Source organism: Nocardia acididurans (assembly GCF_016741815.1).
In the GTDB taxonomy this organism is placed as follows: domain Bacteria; phylum Actinomycetota; class Actinomycetes; order Mycobacteriales; family Mycobacteriaceae; genus Nocardia; species Nocardia acididurans.
Genome location: NZ_JAERRJ010000004.1, coordinates 382,571 through 404,147, shown reverse-complemented (window position 1 = coordinate 404,147; position 21,577 = coordinate 382,571). Strand labels below are relative to the sequence as shown.

Sequence of the window (21,577 nt, the reverse complement as noted above, 5' to 3'; positions counted from 1 at the left end):
GCCACCCTAGCCAGATCGGGCGGGTACGGCACCAGGCCCGCTCCCGGGCTGCTTCCGGGGCGGGCCTACGAAGATGGTTGTCGCCGTGTGCTTTCAGGGCACCACGTTCGGGACGACGCTCGGATTGGTGGCCCCGACCGCAGCGCCGATACCCGCGCCCACACCGGTGCCGATGGCCGCGCCGACGCCCGCGCCGACGGCCACGGGGACGGCTTCACCAGCGGCGAAGCCGAGCGCGCCGCCGACGAGACCGCCGGTGATCGCGCCGCCCGGAATGGTCGCGCCTTCGAGCGGGACGGCGGGCAGGCCGATCGCGCCGCCGATGGCGGCGCCGGTGACAGCGCCCACCGGAATGCCGACGAGAGCTCCGGCCGCGCCCGCGGGCAGCCCGGCCACGCCGCCGACGATGCCGCCGCCGACAGCGCCCACACCAGCGCCGATGCCCGCTCCCACGGCCGCGCCGCTGGCGATCGGGTTGGAGGCGGCGATCGGGGCCGCCACAGGCTGTGTTGCGGCGGGCTGGGCCGCAGTATCGGGGGTGACGGTGGCGGCCGAGGCGGTGCCCGCGCCGAGGAGCAGGAATGCCGGAACAGCCAGCGCGACGGTGCCGATTCCGGCCTTCACAACAAAGTTCTTCTTCATGGAAAGGGTCCTTCGAGAAGTGCGAGACTGTTTGCCTCTTCCTCGAATTTATCCCCGTCCTCTTATGAAAAGCTCATGTTTATCTGCGTTCTCACAGGTCTGAAAATACGTGGCCCAGGTCTCGCTGGAATTCAGGATTCCAGCATGAGGGTGACCGGCCCGTCATTGATCAGTTCCACCTTCATGTGCGCCCCGAAGCGCCCGGTCGCCACCGTCGCGCCCAATTCCCGCAGCGTCGCCGCGAACTTCTCCACCAGCGGCTCGGCGACGCCCCCGGGCGCGGCATTGTTCCAGGACGGCCGCCGCCCCTTGGCGGTGTCGGCGTACAGCGTGAACTGGCTGATCACCAGGATCGGCGCGCCCAGATCAGCGGCCGAGCGCTCCCCGTCCAGAATCCGCAGCCGGAACACTTTGTCGGCCAATGCTTTCGCGGTGGCCTCGGTATCGCTGTGGGTGACCCCGACCAGCGCGACCAGCCCCTGGGGCGCACCGTGTGCCGCCGGATCGATCTGCCCGACCACCTCGTCGTCCACGCTCACCCGCGCGGAACTCACCCGCTGTACCAGTACTCGCACGACCTGCATCATCGCAGATCAAGGCGGTGGGACCGCAGGGCCCCGGTCGCACCGTGAATTCCTTTGCGCGCCATCGGTAGTTAAGAAAAGTAGGCTGTGCTCGCAGCGACAGCCGTTTGGGGAGCGATAGAAGAGTAGCGATGGCACCTGACAACAGAGACAACACCGCGTGGCCGGGCCTGCTTGCCGCCGCGGAGGCAAGGACACTGCAGTTCGAGCCGGAACTGGCGAAGAAGGGCATGAACGCCTGCGCCGACATGATCGAGGCACTGCGGAGTTTTCAGAAGTACGTGGAGACCGAGAAACTCAACGGCCTCCCGCAGATCGGCGATCTGTCATCCGGTTTCACGCTGGCTTCGGCGCTGAGCAGGCGGGGGATCGAGGCGCACGACGTGTTCGCCACGCACATAGACATCGTCACCCACATGATGGACACCTACCATGCCGCGGCCAAGGCGTATCCGGATGCGGACAACGTATCCAAGGCCGAGCTCGACAAGGTCAAGGGCACGATCGAAAGCCTGAAGGACATCAAGGTCGGCCCGACGACCCCCGGCGGTCAGCTGGGCCTGACGGAACCGAAGGGAGAAAGCCCGGGCACGAACAAGGAGGACTACTACGACACGCGGCTGGAGGACTGGGCCAAGGACAAGGGGAAGACCAAGGAATCCGTCGAGATCATCTGGGAGCCCCGGGATTCCATGCTCTGGGAGAACCTCTACTCCCTGGGGCAGGCGCTCCAGCCGGACAAGTACATGCGGGCCGCTTCCGCGTGGAACATCCTGGCCGCTTCGGTCGAGAAGCATCTCGGCACCTTCATGAACACGATCAACGGTCTCAGCAACGGCTGGCGCGGCAAGGGCATCGACGCGGCCAAGCTGGCGGCGAACACCTACTCCAAGGATCTGCGGCCGCTCATCGACACCATGAATGTCATGGGTGAACTACTCGAGTACGTCGGCAGGTGGATGAGCTCCACGAAGAACCACATGCCGAAGACGAAGAGCGATCCCAACGACTGCGAGATGACCGACACCGATCTCGAGGACTACCGCGAGCATTTCGAGAACGACTACCTCGCAGGCGGCAAGAACACCGCGACAATCCTTCCGGTCGTGCCGGGGCCGACCGCGCAACCGCAGCAGAAGCCGAAGCTGCCGACGGAGAAGGACCCTACCCAGAAGGATCCGAAGGACAAGGATCAGCGGGAGAACCCGGGCAATCAGAACCCGGGCAATCAGAATCCCGGCAACCAGAACCCCGGCAACCAGAACCCTGGTAAGCAGAACCCGGGTAACCAGAACCCGGGCAATCAGAACCCGGGCAATCAGAACCCCGGTAACCAGAACCCGGGCAATCAGAACCCCGGCAACCAGAACCCCGGCAATCAGAACCCCGGTAACCAGAATCCAGGGAGTCAGAACCCGGGCAATCAGAATCCGGGTAACCAGAACCCGGGCAATCAGAATCCAGGGAGCAACAACCCTGGCAGCCAGAACCCGAACAGCAACCAGAACAGCCAGAACTCCACGCAGCTAATCAGTGCGCTCGGCACCCTGCTCCAGGCGGCCACCACCGGCATGTCCACTCTGGCGCAGTCCCTTCCCACCGTTCTGAAACAGCTGGAAAGTCTGCTGGCGCAGGGGAACACCGAACAGCTGGCCCAGCTGCTCGGCGTCTCCGAGGAAAAGGTGCAGACAGCTTTCGCGGAGGTGCAGCAGTCGCCGGAGAAGCTCGCCCAGTTGGGTGAGCTACTGGGCCTGACAACCGGTCAGACCGAGATGGTGGTGGCCGAGGCGAGTCTGTCCGGCGAGGAAGTGTCCGCCGGTGGCGTCGCTCCGAAAGCCGGTCTGGCCGATGCGAGTTCGGTAGGGCACACGAATCTGTTCGGTGCTCGCGCCGGCGTCGACGCCGCCTTCACCGAGTCGGGATTCGGTGTGGTCGCCGGGGCGTCGGTGGGATTCGCCGACGGGGAATCGAATGGTTCCGGCACCGAGACGGTGGCTTTCGGCGCCTCGGTATCGGAGGACGGAGAGGCCGTCGGTTCGGTCGACTTCTTCCACGCCTTCACGCCTCCGGCAGCTGTCGCCGCCCCGGCCGATCCGGGGGCCGACGTATGAAGTGGGAATTCTCCGATATCGAGTTCAAAGTGCTGTGCAATCGATACCGGCAGAACCGGATACCCGCTCCGCTCGTGTACACCTGCCGGACCAGATCGGAGGTCGAGTACGAGCATCAGCTGGCGGAGGCGAATTCGCGGCTGCTGGAGCGGTTGCCCGCGGATTTCCGGACGGTCTTCGAGACCCTGGTCCGGCCGGATGTCGCCGTGTTCGCGCAGGTCTGGTGCGATCGGGAGATGAAGAACCCGGAGAAGCGCTTCCGGATCCACGGTGCCCGCCGCGGCCACCGCGCCTGCATGCTCACCCAGTCTCCCGGTGAAACCATTTGGCATACCTCGGGATTCACGCTCACCGAATGTGAACCGGATGAGCTTCCGGCGCTGCTGGTGTCGCAACTGCCGGCCGCGGAGGCGGCGAGCGGGCCCGATGTTCCGATTGTGATCGACTCCGGGCAACCCGAGGCCGACTACGCCCCGCGCCCGTCGGCGTTCGACTCCTTCGACGAGCCCGACTCCGCGCGCGGCCTGGCCTTTCTGTCCAAGCCCGCCGAGTGGACCGGTGGGTTCAAGATCCGGCAGGTGCGGTCGAAGTACGGGCCGCGCGGCATGACCGGGAAAACGTTGCTGTGGCGCGATCTTCCGGGCGACGGCCGCTATCTGATCGAGCTCGACGAGCTCGAGATGCGGGCGGCCGGGGCGAGTGCGCAGCGTATCGCGGAGCGGATCGGCGCCGGTGTGAGTCATGTGCTCGAGCACATGACGGCTCGGGGCGAGGGGGAGTTCGACGCCTAGGTCCGCGCGCGGACCGCGCGAGGTGAAGGCGGTGTGCCCGGAAGCGTTCGGGTGCACCGCCTTTGTCTTTAGGGGCCACCGGATCTCAACGGTCCGTTAATGTTCTGGCCACGGAATGGTCGCCCGCGCCTGGAAATGTCCGGCCAGGTCGGTTCCCTGATGCCGAATCGATTGCTGGAGTAGGTATTCGAACGAGGCGCTGGAGGCGACGATCCGATGAGTGGCCGGCTGGAGGCATACAAGGATCTACTTCGCACCGCGAAGTCGAGGACGACCACCGTGCAGGAGGGCCTCGAGTCCGTGCTGGCTACCCTGGAGGGCGCGCTCGGCGGCCGGGTTGCGCCGTGGGGCGACGATACGCTCGGCAACAACTTCTCCAACGGTCCGGAAGGCTATCTGGCCAGCAGGGACAATATGGTGCGAGGCGCGCGAAACATGGCCGGCACCTTCGGGAACGTGGCCGACGGGCAGGCCGACGCGCTGGAGTTGCTGTCTCGTATGGATGGCGGCAACGCCGGTGCCTACCGGTAAGCCGCCACGATGAGCAACGAGTACGCCAAGAACGACCTCCAGGACATTCTCGACGGCCTCTCGCTGCAGCTGCGCACCATCACGCAGCTGCAGCGAGAGCGGGCCGCGCTGACCGCATCGGCCACCGTGCGCAAGCGGGTCACGGTGACGGTGAACGCCGACGGCACGGTGATCGAAACCAAGTTCTCCGCCGATATCGACGATTTGGACTATCCGGAGATCGCGAAGGCGGTCACCGAGGCCGCGCAGCAGGCGGCGGCCGAGGTCGCGCGCAAGGGGCAGGCCGTGATGGCTCCGGTGTCGCGAAACCGCGATCGAATGCCCACACTGACAGATCTGATCCCCGGCATGCCCGACTTGAAGGGCGAGTTGTCGGTGCCCCCGGCGCCGCATGTGTCCACCGCGCCGCCGGGATCGACCGAACGCGGTGCCGCGCATACCGATTCCGCATCCGACGCCGAACGGCCCCGGGGCGGAGCCACGGACTCCGGGTGGTAGGGCAAGCCTCTTGGGAGACATAGAATTTCCCGAATCGCTCGAATGGGTCGGCTGGCTGGTCGGCATGGAATGGCCGGACGGCAGCGAGAGCGGTATGTGGGCGCTGGCGCAGGATTGGCACACCGCCGCCGAAGGGCTGCGGCAACTACTGCCCGCCATAGACGACGCGAAATACGCGACGCTGGCGGCCTATCCCGAGGGCAGGGGCATCGAGGAGATGTCGAAGCTGTTCGATGCCCTGCGCGGTGTCGGCGGCGGTGGCGAGGAGAGCATCTCCCTGCCCGACCTCGCGAAATACTTCGACGATCTCGGTGATTCGGCGTACTCGACCGGAACCGAGATCGAATACACGAAGCTCATGTTCTATTCGTCGCTGGCCCTGGCGGCGGCAGAGATTCTGGCGGCGTGGATCTGGCCGCCGACCGCGCCCGCGGTGCAAGCGGTGATCGTCGCCGCGACTCGCATCGCGGTGCGCATCATCGGTCGGCGCGCCGCGACGGCGATCGCGCAGCACGCGGCGCGCATGGCGGGCGCGGCGGTGGTCCGGTTCCTGTTGCGGCACGTGGCCATCGATTTCACGCTGGGCACGGCCCAGGAAATAGGTATCCAGCAGTACCAGGTCTCCACCGGCAAACGGAAGGAGATCAACTGGGACCAGGTCGCCGTCACCGCGATCAGTTCGGCGGCAGGCGGCGCGGCGGCCGGTCCCTTCGGGGACTGGCTCGGAAACAAGCTGGCGCGCAAAGGAATCGACGGTCTGCTCGGTAACGCGATCACCGGCGGTGCGGCCGGTCTGGTCGGTGCGGGAGCGGGATTCGTCGCCGGCACCGGCGCGCAGTTCGGGATCGACGTCTACCGGGACGGCTGGGACCAGGCGGTCGAAAACCTGGCCAACACCCCTCTCGACCCGCGCATGCTCACCTCGGGAGGGTTCAACGGCGCCGCATCGGGCGCGAGTCACGGTGCGGCGCGGCGGTTCTACGGTCCGGCAGGTCCGGGCGGCGGCGCTGGACCGAACGTCGACCCCGCGGGTTCCGGTGGTGACGGCACTCGGCCCGGCCCCGACACCAATGGACAGCAGCCGGGCGAAAGCCGGCCGCAAGCCGACTCGGGAGAGCCCGGCCGCGACGGTGCCACCGACCCGGCATCCTGGGCCGGCATGCCGGAAGCCGATCGGAACGCGCCGACCACACAGCCGGCCGCCGCACCGGCAGGCACGACCACGATGCACCCGCCACCCGCGAACGGACCGTCCGCCACTGCGCCGGTGTCGAGTGCGCCGGGTTCGCCTGCGCCGGTGTCGAGTGCGCCGGGTTCGCCTGCGCCGGTGTCGAGTGCGCCGGGTTCGCCTGCGCCGGTGTCGAATGCGCCGGGTTCGCCTGCGCCGGTGTCGAATGCGCCGAGTTCGTCCGCGCCGGTGTCGAATGCGCCCGCTTCGTCCACGCCGGTTTCGGGAAGCCCGAGTTCTCCTGCGTCCGCGTCGAATACGCCGAGTGCGAGCACTCCGGCATCGAATTCCCCGGGCAGCTCGCAACCCTCAGGTTCGAGCGCTACGTCGGATGCCGAGGGCGAATCCCGAGCCGGAGCGCCGACCGATGGCGCGATCCCACCGAACGCCGACGTCGGCTCGTCGGATCAGGCTCCCGGTGCCGGGCAGCCCGAGGCCCATCCACCCGCGGCGGGTATGCCCGAGCCCGCGGCGGGTATGCCCGAGTCCGACTCGGGCGCCCGCCCACACGGCGGCGTACCCGAATCCGCTTCGGGCTCGACCATGCTCGCTCCTGCATCGTTCCCGGATGCGGGTCACGTCCCGCGTGCGGACGGGATCATCGGCGGCGACCGCGACACGGCCTTCGCGGGCCTACCCGAGAGTGGACCTGTCACGCACGCCGCGAATCCCGTCAATCAACCTGCGGCAGCGGCGGATAGCCGCGGTCCGGTCACCGACTCGCGCCCCGACACCCGCGTGGGCTCGCCCTCCGCCTCCGACCTCACACGCCCGTCCGCCGGTCCCGGTCCGCGCCCGCCGCTGGGCACCGTCGTGGAACCGTCGCGGGTGGAAGGCGCCGGCCCCGCTGCCGACCACCGCGCCGGAATAGGCGACAGGACAGCGGGTCCCGGCGCGGCCGACCCGAATCCCAGTGTTCGCGCAAGCACCACCGGTGCAGAAGTCGACGCACACCAGCCCTCCGATTCCTCCGGCGACCACCGCACCCCGCACGCGACGACGCCCGACGACACCTCCGCCACACCTGTGAGGGAAGCCCCGGATGGTGCTCCCGCTGTGCCCGTGAGGGAAGCCCCGGATGGTGCTCCCGCTGTGCCCGTGAGGGAAACCTCCGATGGTGCTCCCGCTGTGCCCGTGAGGGAAACCTCCGATGGTGCTCCCGTCGTGCCCGCGAGGGAAACCCCGGACGGTGCTCCCACCACGCCTGTGCGGGAGATCCCCGACAACGCCTCGGACGCACCTGCGAAGCAGACGCCCCCGGCTACCGATCGGGGAGGGTCGCCGCGCGAACCCGCTGGCGACGAATCGGCCGCGCGCGATAGCGGCCTGCCTCCGCAGGACGCGCCGGGGAGGGCAGAAGGTCCGGCTCGGACGGATCTGCTCGCGCCCATCGTCTCGCCGCCGCCTGCCCAGGCCCCGGGACCTGCGCGGCGCGAGAACGGTCCGGCGGCACGTGCCGGACGCGGCGCGCTGCCGGACGGGTCGGCTCCGCATCCCGGCCGGGCCGGGGGCGGATCGCAGCCCGGCTCGGATTCCGGCCGGGCAGCGGGGGATCCGGAGCGACTGCTGTACGGGGGTGACGAACCACCAGCGGACGATTGGTCGGCACTGAGCCCCGAGGAAGTGGCCGACGAGCTGGAGCGGCGGTTCGCGGACCGGGAACCGCATGGCTTGCTCGTCGACGGTTTCGACGAGAGTATGCACCCCGATGTGGCTCGCGAGATCGCACGGGCCGTCGAGTTCGTGCTGTCGCAGTATCCGGAGATCGATCTGCGACGCGTGGCGATCGATCGGATCGGCGACCGGAACGTGTACGCGCACGCGGAACCGAACGCCGTGCACCCGCACACCGACCGCATCGTGTTCAACCGGCGTCACGCAACCAACCCGGTGCAATTCGCCCGGCGGGTGGCGGCCGACGAGGCCAACGGCGATCTGGTGCCGGGATCCGGTGCGCGCCCGGTGTATTCGACGATCGTGCATGAGCTCGCGCATGCCCTGGACTCCGCCGCCGATATGGTGGCCCGCGACCGCGCCTGGGATGCGCTGCTCGACCATTTCGAGGTGACCCGGGGCGTCCAGGACTGGACCGATCCGGACACCCTCCGCGAATTCGACGATTTCGTGCGGGAACTCAGCGGTTACAGCTTCGACGACAACGACATCTTCGAGCCCACGGAGGCCCTCGCGGAAGCCTTCACCGATGTCGAGATGAACGGCGAGAACGCTAGCGAAGCAGCACAGGTGCTGCACCGCGTGCTGGTCGACGCCGCGCGGGAATTCTCTGGGGGACAAAATAATTCACAGGTAGACGGCGGTCACCGTCCGTCGGAGCCGGCCGAACGCCGGGGCGCCGGCGAGCCGGAGCCGAGTCCCGGCGACGAGGGTGGCAGGGACGGCGGCGAGAACGGTCCGCCGAATCGTCCCCCCGCCACGCCGAGTCCGGACGATCCGGATGGCTGGTTCGACCGCATGCGCGCCGAGCAGGCGGACTGGGAAGCGCGGATGGATGCCGAACGCGCGCAATGGCTTCGCGGCCTCGCCGATCAGGACCCGTCCGACACTCCGGACGCGCGGACCGCGCGATTCGAGGCCGACAATGCCGAATGGCTGGCCCGGATGGCCCGTGAGCGGGCTGACTGGCTGTGGGACATGGCCGGTGGCCGGCCGGAGGGCGGCGAGCCGCTCCAACCAGCCGCGGAACCCACGCCGGATGCCGGGACCACGCCGGACAACGGGACCACACCGGATGCCGGGACCACGCCGGACAACGGAAGCACTCCGAACCCGGACGCCGACACCGATGCGGTTCGCGACCGGTACGACGAATTGCTGCAGCAGCGCAAGGAATTGGCGCGGGAACTGGAGTTCTGGCGCGCCAAACGGGACGCGCGCATCGGCCGCCTGCTCGACGGTGTGGATCCGGAAACGGCGCTGGGCACCCGGGAAGCGCTGGCGCAGACCATCCTTCGGCTCTACGACCGGCTCGGCATCCAAACGGTGGATATCTCGAGCGCGGGAGACGAAGGCGCACAGCAGGTTCGGGAATCGCTGTCGCCGGACGAATCGGCTCGCCGTCGCGAGGCGCTGCGCAAACTCGTCGACGCGGCGGAGCGAGTGCATCGACTGGACGAGCAGCTCGGCCATATCGACCGGGAGTTGCGTGCGCTGGAGCAGACCGGCGAGATCGGCCGTCGGCCACTCCCGGAGGAGGTGCGCGCAGAGCACGATCGGCTGGCGCGGGAGCGCGCCGGCGAACTGGTGGAGATCAAGCCGGTGCGACAGGAACGGGACGCCTTGGCCGCACGTTTCGGATTGGCCGATTCCGACGGCACGGTGAACGAGTCGGCGCTGAGTCCCGAACGGCTTCCGGCGACAATGGAGGAACTGCGCACGACCCATCCGGACGATCCCGCAGTGGCGGATCTGCGCCGCGCCGCCGACGAGGTCAACCTGGCGCACAACCGAATCGGGCGGCTCCAGGACGAAATGGAGCGCGTCTCAGCGGCGTACCGGCAGCTGGCCGAGGCCGAGGGCGCGCGCATGATCACCGACCGGGTGGCCATCGCGGACGGCGATCCCCGCCGGATCATCGTCTACGGGCCGCGTGACGAACTCGTGCGCGGCCCGGACGGAGCGGTGCGCCCGCGCCCGAACGCCGACCTGGATCGTGCACTGGCACAAGCCCTCGACTACAGCGCCGCGGTGGCGCAGGCCATGGTCGACCCGGCCACTCGAATCGAGTACCGGCAGGTGCACGGCGATCGCAACGGCACCCGGCACGTGGTGGACGTTCCCCCGCCCACGGTGGACCGGCTGATCTCCCCGCCGCGCAAGGGCATCCGGTTCAACAGCACCAGATGGCGTGATGGCGACGGGAATTGGCATCCGGTCGATCCCACCAGGCCGGACTGGGTCACCAACCGCGAAGGGGTGTCGACACCCAAGAAGTTCGAGGGTCGGGATCTGCCCGAAGGCGTCAGCGGCTGGGCGGTGGACCGGATTCAGGCCGCCGTGGTCGATGTTTTCGTCGATCCGGCTCCGGGACAGCCGAATACGGGTGTCAACAAGGACCTGCTGCCGCATATCCCGGGCGGCAAGGACCCCGCGACCGGCGGCGTGGACACCTACACTCTGCCGTTCGCGGACGCGGCCGGCCACATCATGCGCGTCATCCTGGAAGTCGCGAAGCTGAGCGGATTCACGTGGTACTCCGACTCGGAGCATCCGGGCCGGATCGCGCCGGGCTTCAAGGGGCATCCGATGTTCCGGTCCCGGCCGGGCGAGGTGCAGCCGATGGTGCGCGAATACCTCCCGGCCGAGCACGCCGATGACAACGGTGAATTGTCGGAGCCCTTCAAGCAGCGCCGGCAGATGGACGCCGAGCGCTGGGCTCGGGTGCAGGCGTGGGCCGACTCGGAGTACCAGCGATTCCGTGCGGACGACAGCGATATCGACGTCATCGCCGACAATCTCGCCGCTCACCGCACCGCTCAGGACGCGGGTCTGACCGACTTCATCCAGCAGGTGCGCGACGAGCTCGCGGCCCGTCCCGACGCCCACCCGGCCGATATCCTTTTGGATCTCATCTTCGCCGGCCCCGACATCACCGACGATGCCCGCGATATGCTCGCCGACCTGCGCCGCCAAATGCAGGACTTCCCTTCGGACGAGCGTGCGGCGCTGGCTCAGGCGCTGGTCGACGGCCTCGCCGCCGCGGCCGCCGACCTGATACCCCCGGAATTCACACCCGAGCAGATCGCGCAGATCAAAGACCATCTCATGCGTGACCCGCACCTGGTGCTCGATCCGGTCACCGGCGAACTCACCCGGGCCACCCTCGACGCGGTAGCCGATGTCGCCGAAGCCTGGAACCGCCTCATCGCGGGCAACCCCCTCCCTTCGGATCTGCTCCTGCTCCAGGACGCCCTCGCCGAATCGAACTTCCTGCGCGACAACCCCGACGCCACCTGGAGCGAAGCCAACGCGCATGTCGCCTCGCAGGACGGTTTCCACTGGGACGCCGCCCGCCCGCCCCTCACCGGCGACCGCGCCGGCGTCCGCTACGAGCCCGCCCCCCTGCCGCCCGACCATCCGCGACCCGTCCCCAGCTCCGGCACCGGCCCAGCCGCACTGAACCCCGCGACTCCAGTCACCGCAAACCCCGGCAGCCCTGACGCGCCCAATTCGGGTGTCCCAGATGCGGCCAACTCCGGTGCCCCGGACACAGGTGACTCACGTGCCCCGGCCGCCGTCGACTCCAGTAGCCCGGATACCGGCAAGCCCGGCGATCCGGACGCTGACGACTCCGATGACCCGGACGGCGGACCCGATGAGCCGGACGACGGTGCACCCGGCGCGCCGAGCTCCGGGCCGCCGCAGCCACCCCACCAGCCACCGGCTGCCGGCCCGGACACCTGGTTCGATCGCATGCAGGCGGAGCAGGCCGATTGGGCAGCCCGCATGGACGCCGAACGTGCAGCCTGGCTGCACCAGCTGGCCGACGAGCAGGAACCCGGTTCGGTCACTCAACAGCTGGCCCGGCTGGAAGCCGGCAACGCCGACATCCAAGCCCGCTTCTCCGCCTCCCACGCCGAGAACCTGTGGCAGCAGGTCGGCAGCCGTGCCGAGTCCCCGGCCCCTGCCCGGCCCACCGGTCCGGCCACGCCCGCCGGCCCACCCCCCACCAATCCAGCGCCGATGCAGCCGGATTCAACCAACGGTCAGCACTCCGACCCTGAACCCGAAGCGAATCTTGCTGTCGGCAAGTCCGATTCGTCCCCGCACGAACCGGCCGCGGAACTCTCACCAACCTCCGAGGACACCGGCACCCGGGAAAGTCCCGACTACTCCTCGCTCGGCGATTCCGCCATGCCGGGCGACGCCGGACGCGCAGCGCCCGAACCGGTGGTGGACCCGGCGCCGGGCGAATCGGAGACGGCCGGGCCGGTTTCGGATGAGCCGGATGCCGTTGGGCGGGTGCCACGTGCACCGGAGCCCGGGACGGGCGAGTTCGAGGACGGCCCGGCGGCCGGTGGTGATCGTGATCCGGAGCCGGATGCGGACGGGCGCGATGGTGGCGACCCGCGGGTGGATGATGAGGAGCGTCCGGGACGTTCCGGCGCGGATACCGCTGAGTGGCAATCCAACTGGCGGTCTCATATGCCGCGGGTTCCGCGCGACTTCGAGGTCGAGTTCCCCGACTACACCCCGGAGCCGCCACAGCGACCGGAGCCGTGGACCCCGCCGCCGGATCTTCGGGAGCCGCCCGGCCTCCGCGAGGAACCGGGTACTCCGTCCACGTCGGACACGCCACCTTCGCGGTCGACCGCTTCACCGGACCGCACCGCGCCGGGGCAATCCGGGCAGCGTCCGTCGAGCGGTGTCATGCCGTCCGGGCAGCCGGACCTGTCCGCTCCTCCGAACCCGTCCTCCCCGCCGGACCTCTCGAATTCGCCGGGCCGGGCGGACCCGCGTGGGGCCGGTTGGCCCGACATGCCAACGACTCCGGGGCTTTCGGATGATGCGGCGCTCCCGGGAAGCCCAGGTTCGATTGGAGGACTACCGGCTGCCGGGGGAGTGCCGGACGTCACGGACGCATCCTGCCCGACCGAACCCGCGGTCTCGGATCCGTTGTACCCCAATGAATCCAATGGGCTCGATCCGGAATCTCCGGGCGGCAGAGGCACAGCCGAGCCCCCCGGGGCGTCGAATCCGTCCGATCCGTTCTCCGGGGGCTCCCCGGTGGGCGCGCCCGCGCCGGGCGCCGGCGTCGCCTGGCCGCCTGGCGGGTCGGGCAACAGCCTGCCGGGACCGGCCGGACCGTCGCTGAACGGCAACGAAACCCGTTCTCCGGGTGGCCAGTTCGGTCCGGCGGGTATGCCGGGGATGGGTGCGCCCATGGCACCGCCGGCGGCGGGCGGGCCGGACCGGCAGGGCCGTGAGCGACAGCGCTTCCCCCGGGCCTCGGCGCCCGCCGCAGGTGGCGGCGGCGGCGTGTATCTGCGCGCGCACGCCGGGTACGGCGAGTACGCGGTTCTCGACCCGGTCACCGGGCTGTTGAGCGCGGTCCCGTCACCCGGTGCGGTGTCCGGGGTGTACGGGGACATGGATGGCGTGCCGGTGGCGTTCTATCGGGATCAGACGGGCCTCGTGGTGCGGGTCGGGCAGCAGGTGTTCGACGTGGATCGGATGGGTGCCGATTCCGTGTGGGAGGCGGGCCGGGATTTTGCGCGGTTCGTGCTGCGGGCGGGCGGAAACATACTGTGTGAGCTGCGGTATCGGCCGTTGAGCGTCGATGCCGATCTGGGCTTGCTGATTCGGGATGTGCTCGCCGATCCGCTGCGGCGGGCGGGGATCTTCGGGTGACCTCGCGGTGTGAGTTCATCCGGGACCGTGGTGCTCGCGACGGCGCGATCGCGAGGAATGTGTGATGCTGACTGGTGGCCGATGGATGAGGAGGATGGACGTGCGAGGTGGGCGCCCCAGCGAGGAGCAGTTGCGCCGCAACTTCGAAGCCGTGCTGGTGGAAGTGCGGAACGGGCACGGTGTTCGCACCGAGACCGGCCTCGATTCCCGCACCGAGCAGGCGCTGTGGGTCATCGCGCGGGCGCAGGGCGGGGGCACCGAGGAAATGATCCACAACGCGCGCACCGCCTTCGCCGGCCAGTTGGACGGCAGCAATGCCGAAGCGCGCCGTGTGGAGCTGGCTGACACCATCGCCGAGCGCGCCGCACGGCAGCGGCCGGGTAGCGAGCGGCCGGGCAGGAGACGATGACGCAGTGACCATGCCGATGGAGTCGATGGAAAACCGCAGTGAAGCAACCGAATCCGGCCGCACGGCGCGGCCGGCCGGTGAGCCTGTCGAAAATGCCGACGCCACAGCGGAATCCACGGCGAACCCCACACCGGATATCCAATTCGGAATCGATTCCCCGGATGTCGGGTTCTCGATGGAACCGCAGGAGCCCGATGCCGCGGAGAATGCTCGTAATCTCGCGCACCGCATCGCCGAGGAACTGGTGGAGCTGGGCCCGCGCGGCTGGGCTCAGGTGCGGGCTTCGTTCTCGCTCACGGTGACGGGCCAGCTCGCCCGGGTCGTGTTCACGGACCCCGAGCAGCGGCAGGCGCAGGTGCATCCGACCCCGCACATCCACGCCTTGGTCGCGGAACATCGTGTGCTGTCCGCCGAGCTCGGCGACGGCCCGTGGTGGCGGCTGGAGCTGGAGCTCACTTCCGGCGGTGAACTGGAGGTCGCCCACGACTACGGCGACGAGCCGTTCCCGGATGATCAGTTGTTCGCTCCCCAGGACTATCTCGCCGATCTCGCGGTGTATCCGCGTGCGGCGCTACCCGTCTGGCTGGCCGCCTACATCCATCACGGCAACCGGCAGGTACGCACCCCGCAGCAGGCGGCTGTGCAAGCCCGCGCCGATCGTGAATCCGGCCTGGCCCCGATGCTGTCCGAAGGCGATTTCCCGGATTTTCCGCTGCTGTGGGCGCGCTGGGCCGTTATCGCCGCCGCATTCGTGGCCATCGGATCGGAATGGGGTCCGCGCGTGCTGCCCGCTTTCGGCTGGTTCGAGGGTTCCCGTCGCTCCGGCTCCACCCTGTACTGCCTGCCCGGCGACCGGGCCGTGCTCTCCGGCGGTGTGTGGAACGCCCCGGAGCTCGACGCGGCTTACAACGGATCGGCTGATCTGCCTCGCCTGTACGCGGGCGCTCCGGAATGGGTTGCCACCCCGGTCCTGAACGCTCGTGCGGGAGGTGGGCAGCTCACCTTCTGCTACTGGTGGGAGGATGGCCGCTGGTATCGCGGTGAGTCGCCGTCCTCGGGTGAGCTGGCCGCCGCCGTCCCCGGCATGTGGACCGCCGGAACCGTGGCCGATGTGATTGCCGGTCTTGTCGCCGAAACCCCGTCATCAGCGCTGCTGAGCACCATCGAAGCCTTCGTCGAGGCCGCGGAGCGCGGCGCGGTCGATCACGGATTGCTGGCTGAAGTCTTCGGTGGCACAGCTGATTTGGATGGCGCCGCTTATCAGCTGAGCTTGGCAGGAGTCATGCGGGGCAGCCAGAATCGGCTTACTGTTCGATGAGTCGGTGATGGGAGCGGGATGTGGGTGATGAGTCCGATGGCAAATTCAGGCTCGATGGCAACCCTTGGCTCGACCTGTCCAAGCAGGCCCGTGCGGACCAGCTGAACCTCGATCCCAAGGCGGCGCTGGAGGCCGCGGGGTTCGCCGCCGATGCGGTGAATGCGATCAATCAAGCACTGATGCACCAGTACATCGTGACGACGCACAAGGGATTCAGCGACAACGGTCATCTGCAGAAGGCACTGGCGTTGGCGGGTCGTTTCGATGCGCAGGGCGGTGAGCTGAAGGGCATCCTGAAGCGCTATATCGACCTTTTGGACGCCATGGCCGACACGTTGATCGTGGCGGACAACAAATACAAGGCCAGCGAGGAGGATTCGAAGGCGGTGTTCGATCGGCTCAAGCGCGAGTCGACCGCTCGCGATCGTCCCGTGTACGGTCCGCCCGCCCCCATTCGAGGGGAGGTGCCCAAGTTCTCCGGCGATTCGCTGCCCGCCCTCGGGGGGCAGAACGGCACCGGCAATCTCGCCGACCTGAATCGCAATGCCGCGCAAGAACGCAAGCATGGCACGCTGTATCCGCCGATCGATCCGGAGACGCCGTTCCGTGACGGCAAATGGTTCTATCAGGCCGGGCAGGGCATGAATCCGCAAGCCGTGGTGGCCAATAGCGGTACATGGCTGTTGATAGCCGACAAGGTCGACAAGGCATTCGATCAGCTCAACGGTCGCCTGGAGCGGATGGAAACCTCGGGCGCGTGGACGGGAAAGGGCGCGAAAGCCGCGATCGCGGCCGCCAACCGGTTCGAGACCCAGGCCGCCGATCTCACATCCGACCTGCGTGCGATTGCCGAGAACCTGCAGCAGGTCGCCGGTTGGATCGCGCAAACCAAGGCTGAACTGCCGCCGACGTGGAATCCCAAGTGGGACAACACCAAGGAGGAGCAGAAGTGGATCACCAAGGGGGTGACCGCATTCACTTCGTGGTATATCCCCGGTCTCACACGGTCCAGCGGTCTGGTGCCGAAACTGTCCGACCCGACCGCCAAGGAGCCGGGTCTGGATCCGTCCCGCCCCACGTCACCGACCGATCCGGGCGGTACCCAGCAGCCGAGGAAGCCGGGAACTCCGCCGGGTTCGGGTAATCCGCAGCAGCCGGGGAAGGAAAGCCCGGAAAAGCCGAAGAATCCTGACGGCCCCGGGAAAGACCAACCCGGACAGCAGGATCCGGGAAACAACGATCCCGGGAAGAACCCGCCCGGGCAGGAGCAGCCGGGCCCGAACCAGTCCGGAAATCAGAACAACGACCAGAGCGCCCTGCAACAGCTGACGACCGCGTTGCAGGGCTTGCAGACCGCGCAGCAGGCGACCACCACCGAATCGGCCACCGAACAGAATCAGGTGCCGAACCTGGGTCTGGCGGGCCTGCCCACCACCGCGCTGAGCGATCTGGCCAAGGAGTTGAAGGGCGGTGGCGGCGGTGGCGGTGGTGGTGGCGCGCCCAAGGCCCCGCTCACGTCCCCGGCGAACTCGAAGCTCTTCCCCCGTGCCGCACTCGGCGCGGAAACCACCGCGACCACTGTCGCCACCGCCCGCGCGGGCATCGCCTCCGGTACGCCGATGATGGGCGGTATGCCGATGGGCGGCGGCATGGGGGCGGGTGCGCAGGGCCAGGGCGGCAAGGACCACAAGCGCGCCGACTTCCTGGATTCCACAGAGCATTTGGAGCAGGCCATGGGCGCGCCGCCGATCGTGGCCAAGCCGGTGGTGGAGGGCTGATCCGGTGTATCGATCCTGGTCGCTGACCGATCTGGAATTCCTGGTGCGGTGGGAGGAGATCAGCGGCGAATATCTGCCGAGCCCCCTGTTGTTCATGAGCCGCACCGAATCCTGGAGCGACCATCTGGAACAGGCGGCTCGTGCGCGGGCGGGCCTGCACGACCAGGGGCCAGAGCTGGCGGACGTGTTCGACGCGCTGCGGTATCCGGACGTCCGGGTGGAGGCGCATGGTTGGGACGGTCGCGATCGGCTCGCTGCTAGAGCGAGTATCCGTCTGCTGGGTGTGCGGCGCGGTGACGCCGGGTATCTGGTGATCCAGCAGCCCGGCGAAACCGTCAGGCACAGTGCGGGTTTCACCATCACCGAGTTCGACGCCACCGCGCTCGCGCCCGAAGTGGTTGCGGCGCTGCCGGATAACACCGCCGGCCGTGGCCGTGAAATCCCGCTGGCCGAACCCGGCCACGCCCAGGATGTCGACTACGACTATCACCTGTCGCCCGCGCATGAGACGCTGTCGGGCACGGTGGTCGACCAGGCCGCGGATTTCCTCACCGTGCCGGCGCCGAGTGTCGGCACCATCGATGTGGTGCAGGGTCATTCCCGCTTCGGGCCGCGCGGTATCACGCGGCACAGTATGGGGTGGCGCGATCTCGAGGATGACGGCCGCTACGTCGTCAGCGCCGCGGACCCGCCGGTGGCGACGCCCGCCGACCGCAAGGCCATGGTCGAGGCGGTGGACGCCCTCATTGCGGAGGTGATCATGGCAATCGCGGATGAATGACCCGAGTGGGGGCTTGGGGGGCGAGCGAAGGACAAATGGGCGATGAACACCGATGACATCCCGTTCCCAACCGAATTCACCGTGGCGTCACGTACCGGTGCGATCGTGGTGACCACCACCGAGGTGGGTCTGCCCGTCGCACTGGAGGTGGAACGTGATCAATTGCGCGGGGATCCCGCGCCTTTGGCGGCCGAGATCCTGCGTCTGTGCGGTCGATCGGCGAATCGGGCCGGGCTGCTGCGGCGGCAGCAGTTGCAGGCCGCCGGTCTCGCGCCCGAGCTGCTGGCGTTGACCGGTCTGCCGACGGCCGAGGAGGTGACGCGGCACGAGTACGTGCAGGAGCAGGACTACGAGACCGAGCCGGACAGCTGGCTGCGTCCCATCTGATACCGGACCGCATCGAATCCACGCTCTGTATAGTTCATTTCGAGTTGATCTTCCTGATGGGGGAATCATGACCAAGCTCATTGCGACACCCGAAATCATCCGCGAGTACGGCAACACCAATCTCGCCATGTCCACCGCCGTGGCGACTGCCGCGGCAGCCGACACCCAGGCAACCGTGGCGGCCGCGATCCCGGTCTTCGGGCTGATCGGCCAGGACTTCCTCCTGAGTTTCGTTTTCGCGCAGGGCAATCAGGTGGCCGCCACCGCCGAGCTGGCCGCCGTCTTCGCCGGGACCGCGCTCACCGCGCATCAGGCCGCCGCCTCCTATGACGCGGTGGAGGCCGACTCCAGCCACGATTTCATTTCCCTGACCGACGGTCCGGCTGGGCTCTGATGACGAATCCGCCCGGGCAGGGGCTGGACGCGTCGATCGCGGAGGTGCTGCGCGGTACCGCGCTGGGCCCGCAACTGGATCGCCCCGTCAACGACATCCTGCGTGATCTGGGGTTGCCCGCGCTGCCCCAGCTCCCGCCCGCTTCCCCGCTGCCGGAGCTCCCTCCGCTGCCGGTACTCGATCTCACCGCGCTCACCCGCCCGCTGACCGATATCGCCGCCTCCTTCGGCACCGGCAATCTGGGCCAGGGCCTGGACCCGTCGCAGGCGCTGGAAGGCATCTCGTCCGCACTGACCACGGTCATGTCGCTCGCCCAGTCGGTCATGTCGCTGGCGGCGAGCGACTGGTCGGGCGCCGGCGCGACCAGTGCGGTCGCGAAAGGCGCTGCGGCGCAATCCGACGCGGCGCAGGTCCAGGTGCAGAACGGCCAGCAGAAGTCTGTATTGACCAGCGCCGCAACCACGGTCGCCACCGGCGCGACGCAGATGACGGCGATCATCGCCAAATTCGTGACCGCCCTGACGGTCTCGGCCCCATTCCTGGTAACCCCGCCCGGTCAGGTCTTCCTGCTGTCCATGGCCGGGGAAACGGCCGCCGAAGCCATGGTCGTCGTCGCCTCCACCCGAGCCCAGCTCACCGTGCACAGCGCCGAAATGACCAAGGCTGGCGAGAAAGTAGGGGTCACCGAGGCCCCCAAGGGGGTGGACGGCCTCTCGCAGATCACAGAGATCCTCGGGGTCCTCTCCCCGCTCCTGAGCGCTGCCTCCACCGGCGCCCAATCCGCTGACCAGCTCAAATCGCTACTCACCGTCAACACAGCGGACCCGATCGCAGCCGTCACCGACGAAACACCGCTGGACACAGCCGGTTCCGGCACGAGCGCCCTCACCGCCGCAGGCGGCGCCGCTATAGGCGGCCTCGCAGCCCCCGCCACCCCATTGAGTCAATGGTCCGGAGCCCGCACCCCGCCCGCGGGCGTAGGCGCCAACCCCGCGGCAGTCACCGAACCGGTAACCACCCCCCGCACCGGCAGCACCATGGGCCCCGCCATGGTCCCGCCCATGGCCGCCGCCGGCATGGGCCACCGCGCCGGCGAAGCCGACACCGACGAGGAAGTCCGCACCAACCTGGTAACCGGCGAACACGGCGACGCCGTAGTCGGCGAACTGGGCAACACCGGCGTCCCCGTCGTAGGCGCAGTCGGCGCCACCACCGCCCACACCACCCAGTGACCAATCCGCCCATCGTCTTCCCCCGGCGATGGGCGGATTGCCGTTCAGAAGTAGGCGGTGATGGCGTCGTCGAAGAGGGGGTTGGCGACGTCGACCCCGGGGGCGGGTCGATAGGCATTCGCTCGTACGTGGGTGAGGAACTGCGGCGGGATGGTCAGGGGATAGTTGGCCAGGTAGTGGACCGAGTCGGCTCGCCAGATCCATTCGCCGTCGGAGAGCAGGGACGGGCCGCTGGGAATCGACTGTGCCGGGTTCAGCAGGTCGGTAACGTCGGCGGCTACGTCGAATATCGGGGTTGCGGAGTTCATGTACTGCGCCACCAGATCTCGGTCTTCGATGGTGGCGTCCGTGTATGAATCACGCAGGGACGGAAGGTCTGTCCGCGGCTTTCGGTACATTTCGCGGTAGATTCCAACCGGTTTCAGCTCGGAAACCGTGCTCTGTTCGCCGCTCATATCAAGCCCAATCGTCATCGAGGTCCAGCGGGATCGCCGTGGCCGGCCAGGCGAGGTTGTCTGTGCGCGTCCAGGCCGCGGCGTTGGGCTGGGGTTTCATCGTCGTCCTAGGCTCTGGTGCAGGTTATCGGGCTGAGGTGGTGTTCGGGCTCAGTCCGAGGAGCGGGAGGTCCATGCCCCGATTTCCCTGTCTTTCATTCCATGCGGTGTAGGTCAAAGCACTTGGTTCCGGAATCCGCAGCGCCTCTCGGAGCCCGGAGGTGATCATCGCGGCAAGGCGGTGACAGCCGGATGAGTCTGCAGGCCAGGGCAATTCGAACCACCAGTTCCCCATGTGGTCGGCCTGGGGAGTTCGCCAACCGGCCTCGGTGAGAAGTTCGCGGCCGAGGTTCGATTCCGATGCGAGGGGCTCCTCATCCGACAGTTCGGCAATGATCTCGGTATCCGTGCGCCGGAATTGCGCGAACCGTTGCCGGTCGGTCCACGATTCGGCCTCCGCGATGATGACCACCGCCCCGGCCGGCAGGGTGGCCAGGTGCTCGGTGAGCCCGGCCGTGAACTCCTGCCAGCTCGTCACAGCAGGCCCTGTCGTTCGAATTCCACGCCCAGGTCGTGCCTGGCCAGCCGTTCGTTGGTTGTCAGCGAAAGGCGCACTGTTGTAGGCAGATTCGTCAACGCCAGCGTCGTCTGCGGACCGGCCCACCGCACCTCCGGCGCGGATCCGGACAGGCGCGCGGTGGGTTCTCCGAGCGCCGCGGAAAGTGCCGTGGTCATCCGGGTGAACGCGGCACGCAACCGTTCGGGGTCGTTGCCGGATCGCTCGGTCACCATGACATCGATCCGGTCCGCACGCCCATCGCGTCCCTCGATTGTTCCCCCGACCAAGCCGAAGCCGGTATCCAGCATGATCGAGTTGGCCCGCGTGGACTTGACGCCCCACCCGAATTCCCGTGCCAGTTCGGCCCCGTCGGTCAACTGCCACGACCATTCGAGCGCGCGCAGCCGCCCGGCCAACTCCACGACCTCGCTATCGCTCGAGGCCCGCCATTCGGTCATCCCAGCCCTCCCTG

At 68.3% G+C, this 21,577-nt stretch carries 17 protein-coding genes; 12 read left to right on the top strand and 5 right to left on the bottom strand.

Features of this window, described 5'->3' with window-relative positions:
• Positions 1–93: 93 nt before the first annotated feature.
• Positions 94–642, bottom strand: a complete 549-nt coding sequence (locus JK358_RS12500) for a hypothetical protein (protein WP_201946996.1) — start codon at positions 640–642, stop codon at positions 94–96.
• 131 nt (positions 643–773) lie between these two features.
• The gene (dtd, locus tag JK358_RS12495) at positions 774–1,217 is read right to left on the bottom strand and encodes a D-aminoacyl-tRNA deacylase (RefSeq protein WP_201946994.1); all 444 of its coding nucleotides are present in this window, start codon (positions 1,215–1,217) and stop codon (positions 774–776) included.
• Between the two features lie 140 nt (positions 1,218–1,357).
• Between dtd and JK358_RS12490 the strand changes: the two genes are divergently transcribed.
• From JK358_RS12490 to JK358_RS12435, 12 genes are all read left to right on the top strand, one after another.
• Positions 1,358–3,337 carry a hypothetical protein gene (locus JK358_RS12490; protein WP_201946993.1) on the top strand — a complete coding sequence of 660 codons (1,980 nt, stop codon included), beginning with the start codon at positions 1,358–1,360 and terminating at the stop codon, positions 3,335–3,337.
• Complete coding sequence (locus JK358_RS12485; protein WP_201946992.1) at positions 3,334–4,128, top strand: ESX secretion-associated protein EspG; 795 nt, start codon at positions 3,334–3,336, stop codon at positions 4,126–4,128. The genes JK358_RS12490 and JK358_RS12485 overlap by 4 nt, the downstream gene beginning before the upstream one ends.
• Before the next feature lie 216 nt (positions 4,129–4,344).
• Positions 4,345–4,659, top strand: coding sequence for a hypothetical protein (locus JK358_RS12480; RefSeq protein ID WP_201946991.1), 315 nt, complete (start codon positions 4,345–4,347; stop codon positions 4,657–4,659).
• A 9-nt stretch (positions 4,660–4,668) separates the two neighbouring features.
• Positions 4,669–5,157, top strand: a complete 489-nt coding sequence (locus JK358_RS12475; RefSeq protein WP_201946989.1) for a YbaB/EbfC family nucleoid-associated protein — start codon at positions 4,669–4,671, stop codon at positions 5,155–5,157.
• 10 nt (positions 5,158–5,167) lie between these two features.
• Positions 5,168–13,753 (top strand): WXG100-like domain-containing protein, encoded by an 8,586-nt coding sequence (locus JK358_RS12470; protein WP_201946987.1) that lies wholly within the window; start codon positions 5,168–5,170, stop codon positions 13,751–13,753.
• 100 nt (positions 13,754–13,853) lie between these two features.
• Entirely contained in the window at positions 13,854–14,162 is a 309-nt protein-coding gene (locus JK358_RS12465) for a hypothetical protein (protein ID WP_307817482.1), read from the top strand.
• A gap of 4 nt (positions 14,163–14,166) precedes the next feature.
• A complete protein-coding gene (locus JK358_RS12460) occupies positions 14,167–15,480 on the top strand; it encodes a hypothetical protein (protein WP_201946982.1) in 1,314 nt (437 codons plus the stop codon).
• A gap of 20 nt (positions 15,481–15,500) precedes the next feature.
• Positions 15,501–17,258: a hypothetical protein gene (locus JK358_RS12455; protein ID WP_201946979.1), complete on the top strand. Its 1,758-nt coding sequence runs from the start codon at positions 15,501–15,503 to the stop codon at positions 17,256–17,258.
• A 4-nt stretch (positions 17,259–17,262) separates the two neighbouring features.
• Positions 17,263–18,039, top strand: a complete 777-nt coding sequence (locus JK358_RS12450) for an ESX secretion-associated protein EspG (RefSeq protein WP_201946977.1) — start codon at positions 17,263–17,265, stop codon at positions 18,037–18,039.
• Between the two features lie 42 nt (positions 18,040–18,081).
• Positions 18,082–18,426 carry a hypothetical protein gene (locus tag JK358_RS12445; protein WP_201946975.1) on the top strand — a complete coding sequence of 115 codons (345 nt, stop codon included), beginning with the start codon at positions 18,082–18,084 and terminating at the stop codon, positions 18,424–18,426.
• Between the two features lie 67 nt (positions 18,427–18,493).
• Entirely contained in the window at positions 18,494–18,820 is a 327-nt protein-coding gene (locus JK358_RS12440; RefSeq protein WP_201946972.1) for a type VII secretion target, read from the top strand.
• On the top strand, positions 18,820–20,052 hold the full coding sequence (locus JK358_RS12435; protein ID WP_201946970.1) for a hypothetical protein: 1,233 nt from the start codon (positions 18,820–18,822) through the stop codon (positions 20,050–20,052). The genes JK358_RS12440 and JK358_RS12435 overlap by 1 nt, the downstream gene beginning before the upstream one ends.
• Positions 20,053–20,096: 44 nt before the next feature.
• Here the strand turns inward: JK358_RS12435 and JK358_RS12430 are convergent, their stop codons facing one another.
• The 3 genes from JK358_RS12430 to JK358_RS12420 all read right to left on the bottom strand — a co-directional run bounded on the left by JK358_RS12430 (position 20,097) and on the right by JK358_RS12420 (position 21,563).
• On the bottom strand, positions 20,097–20,525 hold the full coding sequence (locus tag JK358_RS12430; RefSeq protein WP_201946967.1) for a hypothetical protein: 429 nt from the start codon (positions 20,523–20,525) through the stop codon (positions 20,097–20,099).
• Between the two features lie 106 nt (positions 20,526–20,631).
• The gene (locus JK358_RS12425) at positions 20,632–21,084 is read right to left on the bottom strand and encodes a TY-Chap domain-containing protein (RefSeq protein ID WP_372440660.1); all 453 of its coding nucleotides are present in this window, start codon (positions 21,082–21,084) and stop codon (positions 20,632–20,634) included.
• Positions 21,081–21,563: a DUF6301 family protein gene (locus tag JK358_RS12420; RefSeq protein ID WP_201946963.1), complete on the bottom strand. Its 483-nt coding sequence runs from the start codon at positions 21,561–21,563 to the stop codon at positions 21,081–21,083. Before JK358_RS12420 ends, JK358_RS12425 begins: the two co-directional genes overlap by 4 nt.
• Positions 21,564–21,577: the final 14 nt, after the last annotated feature.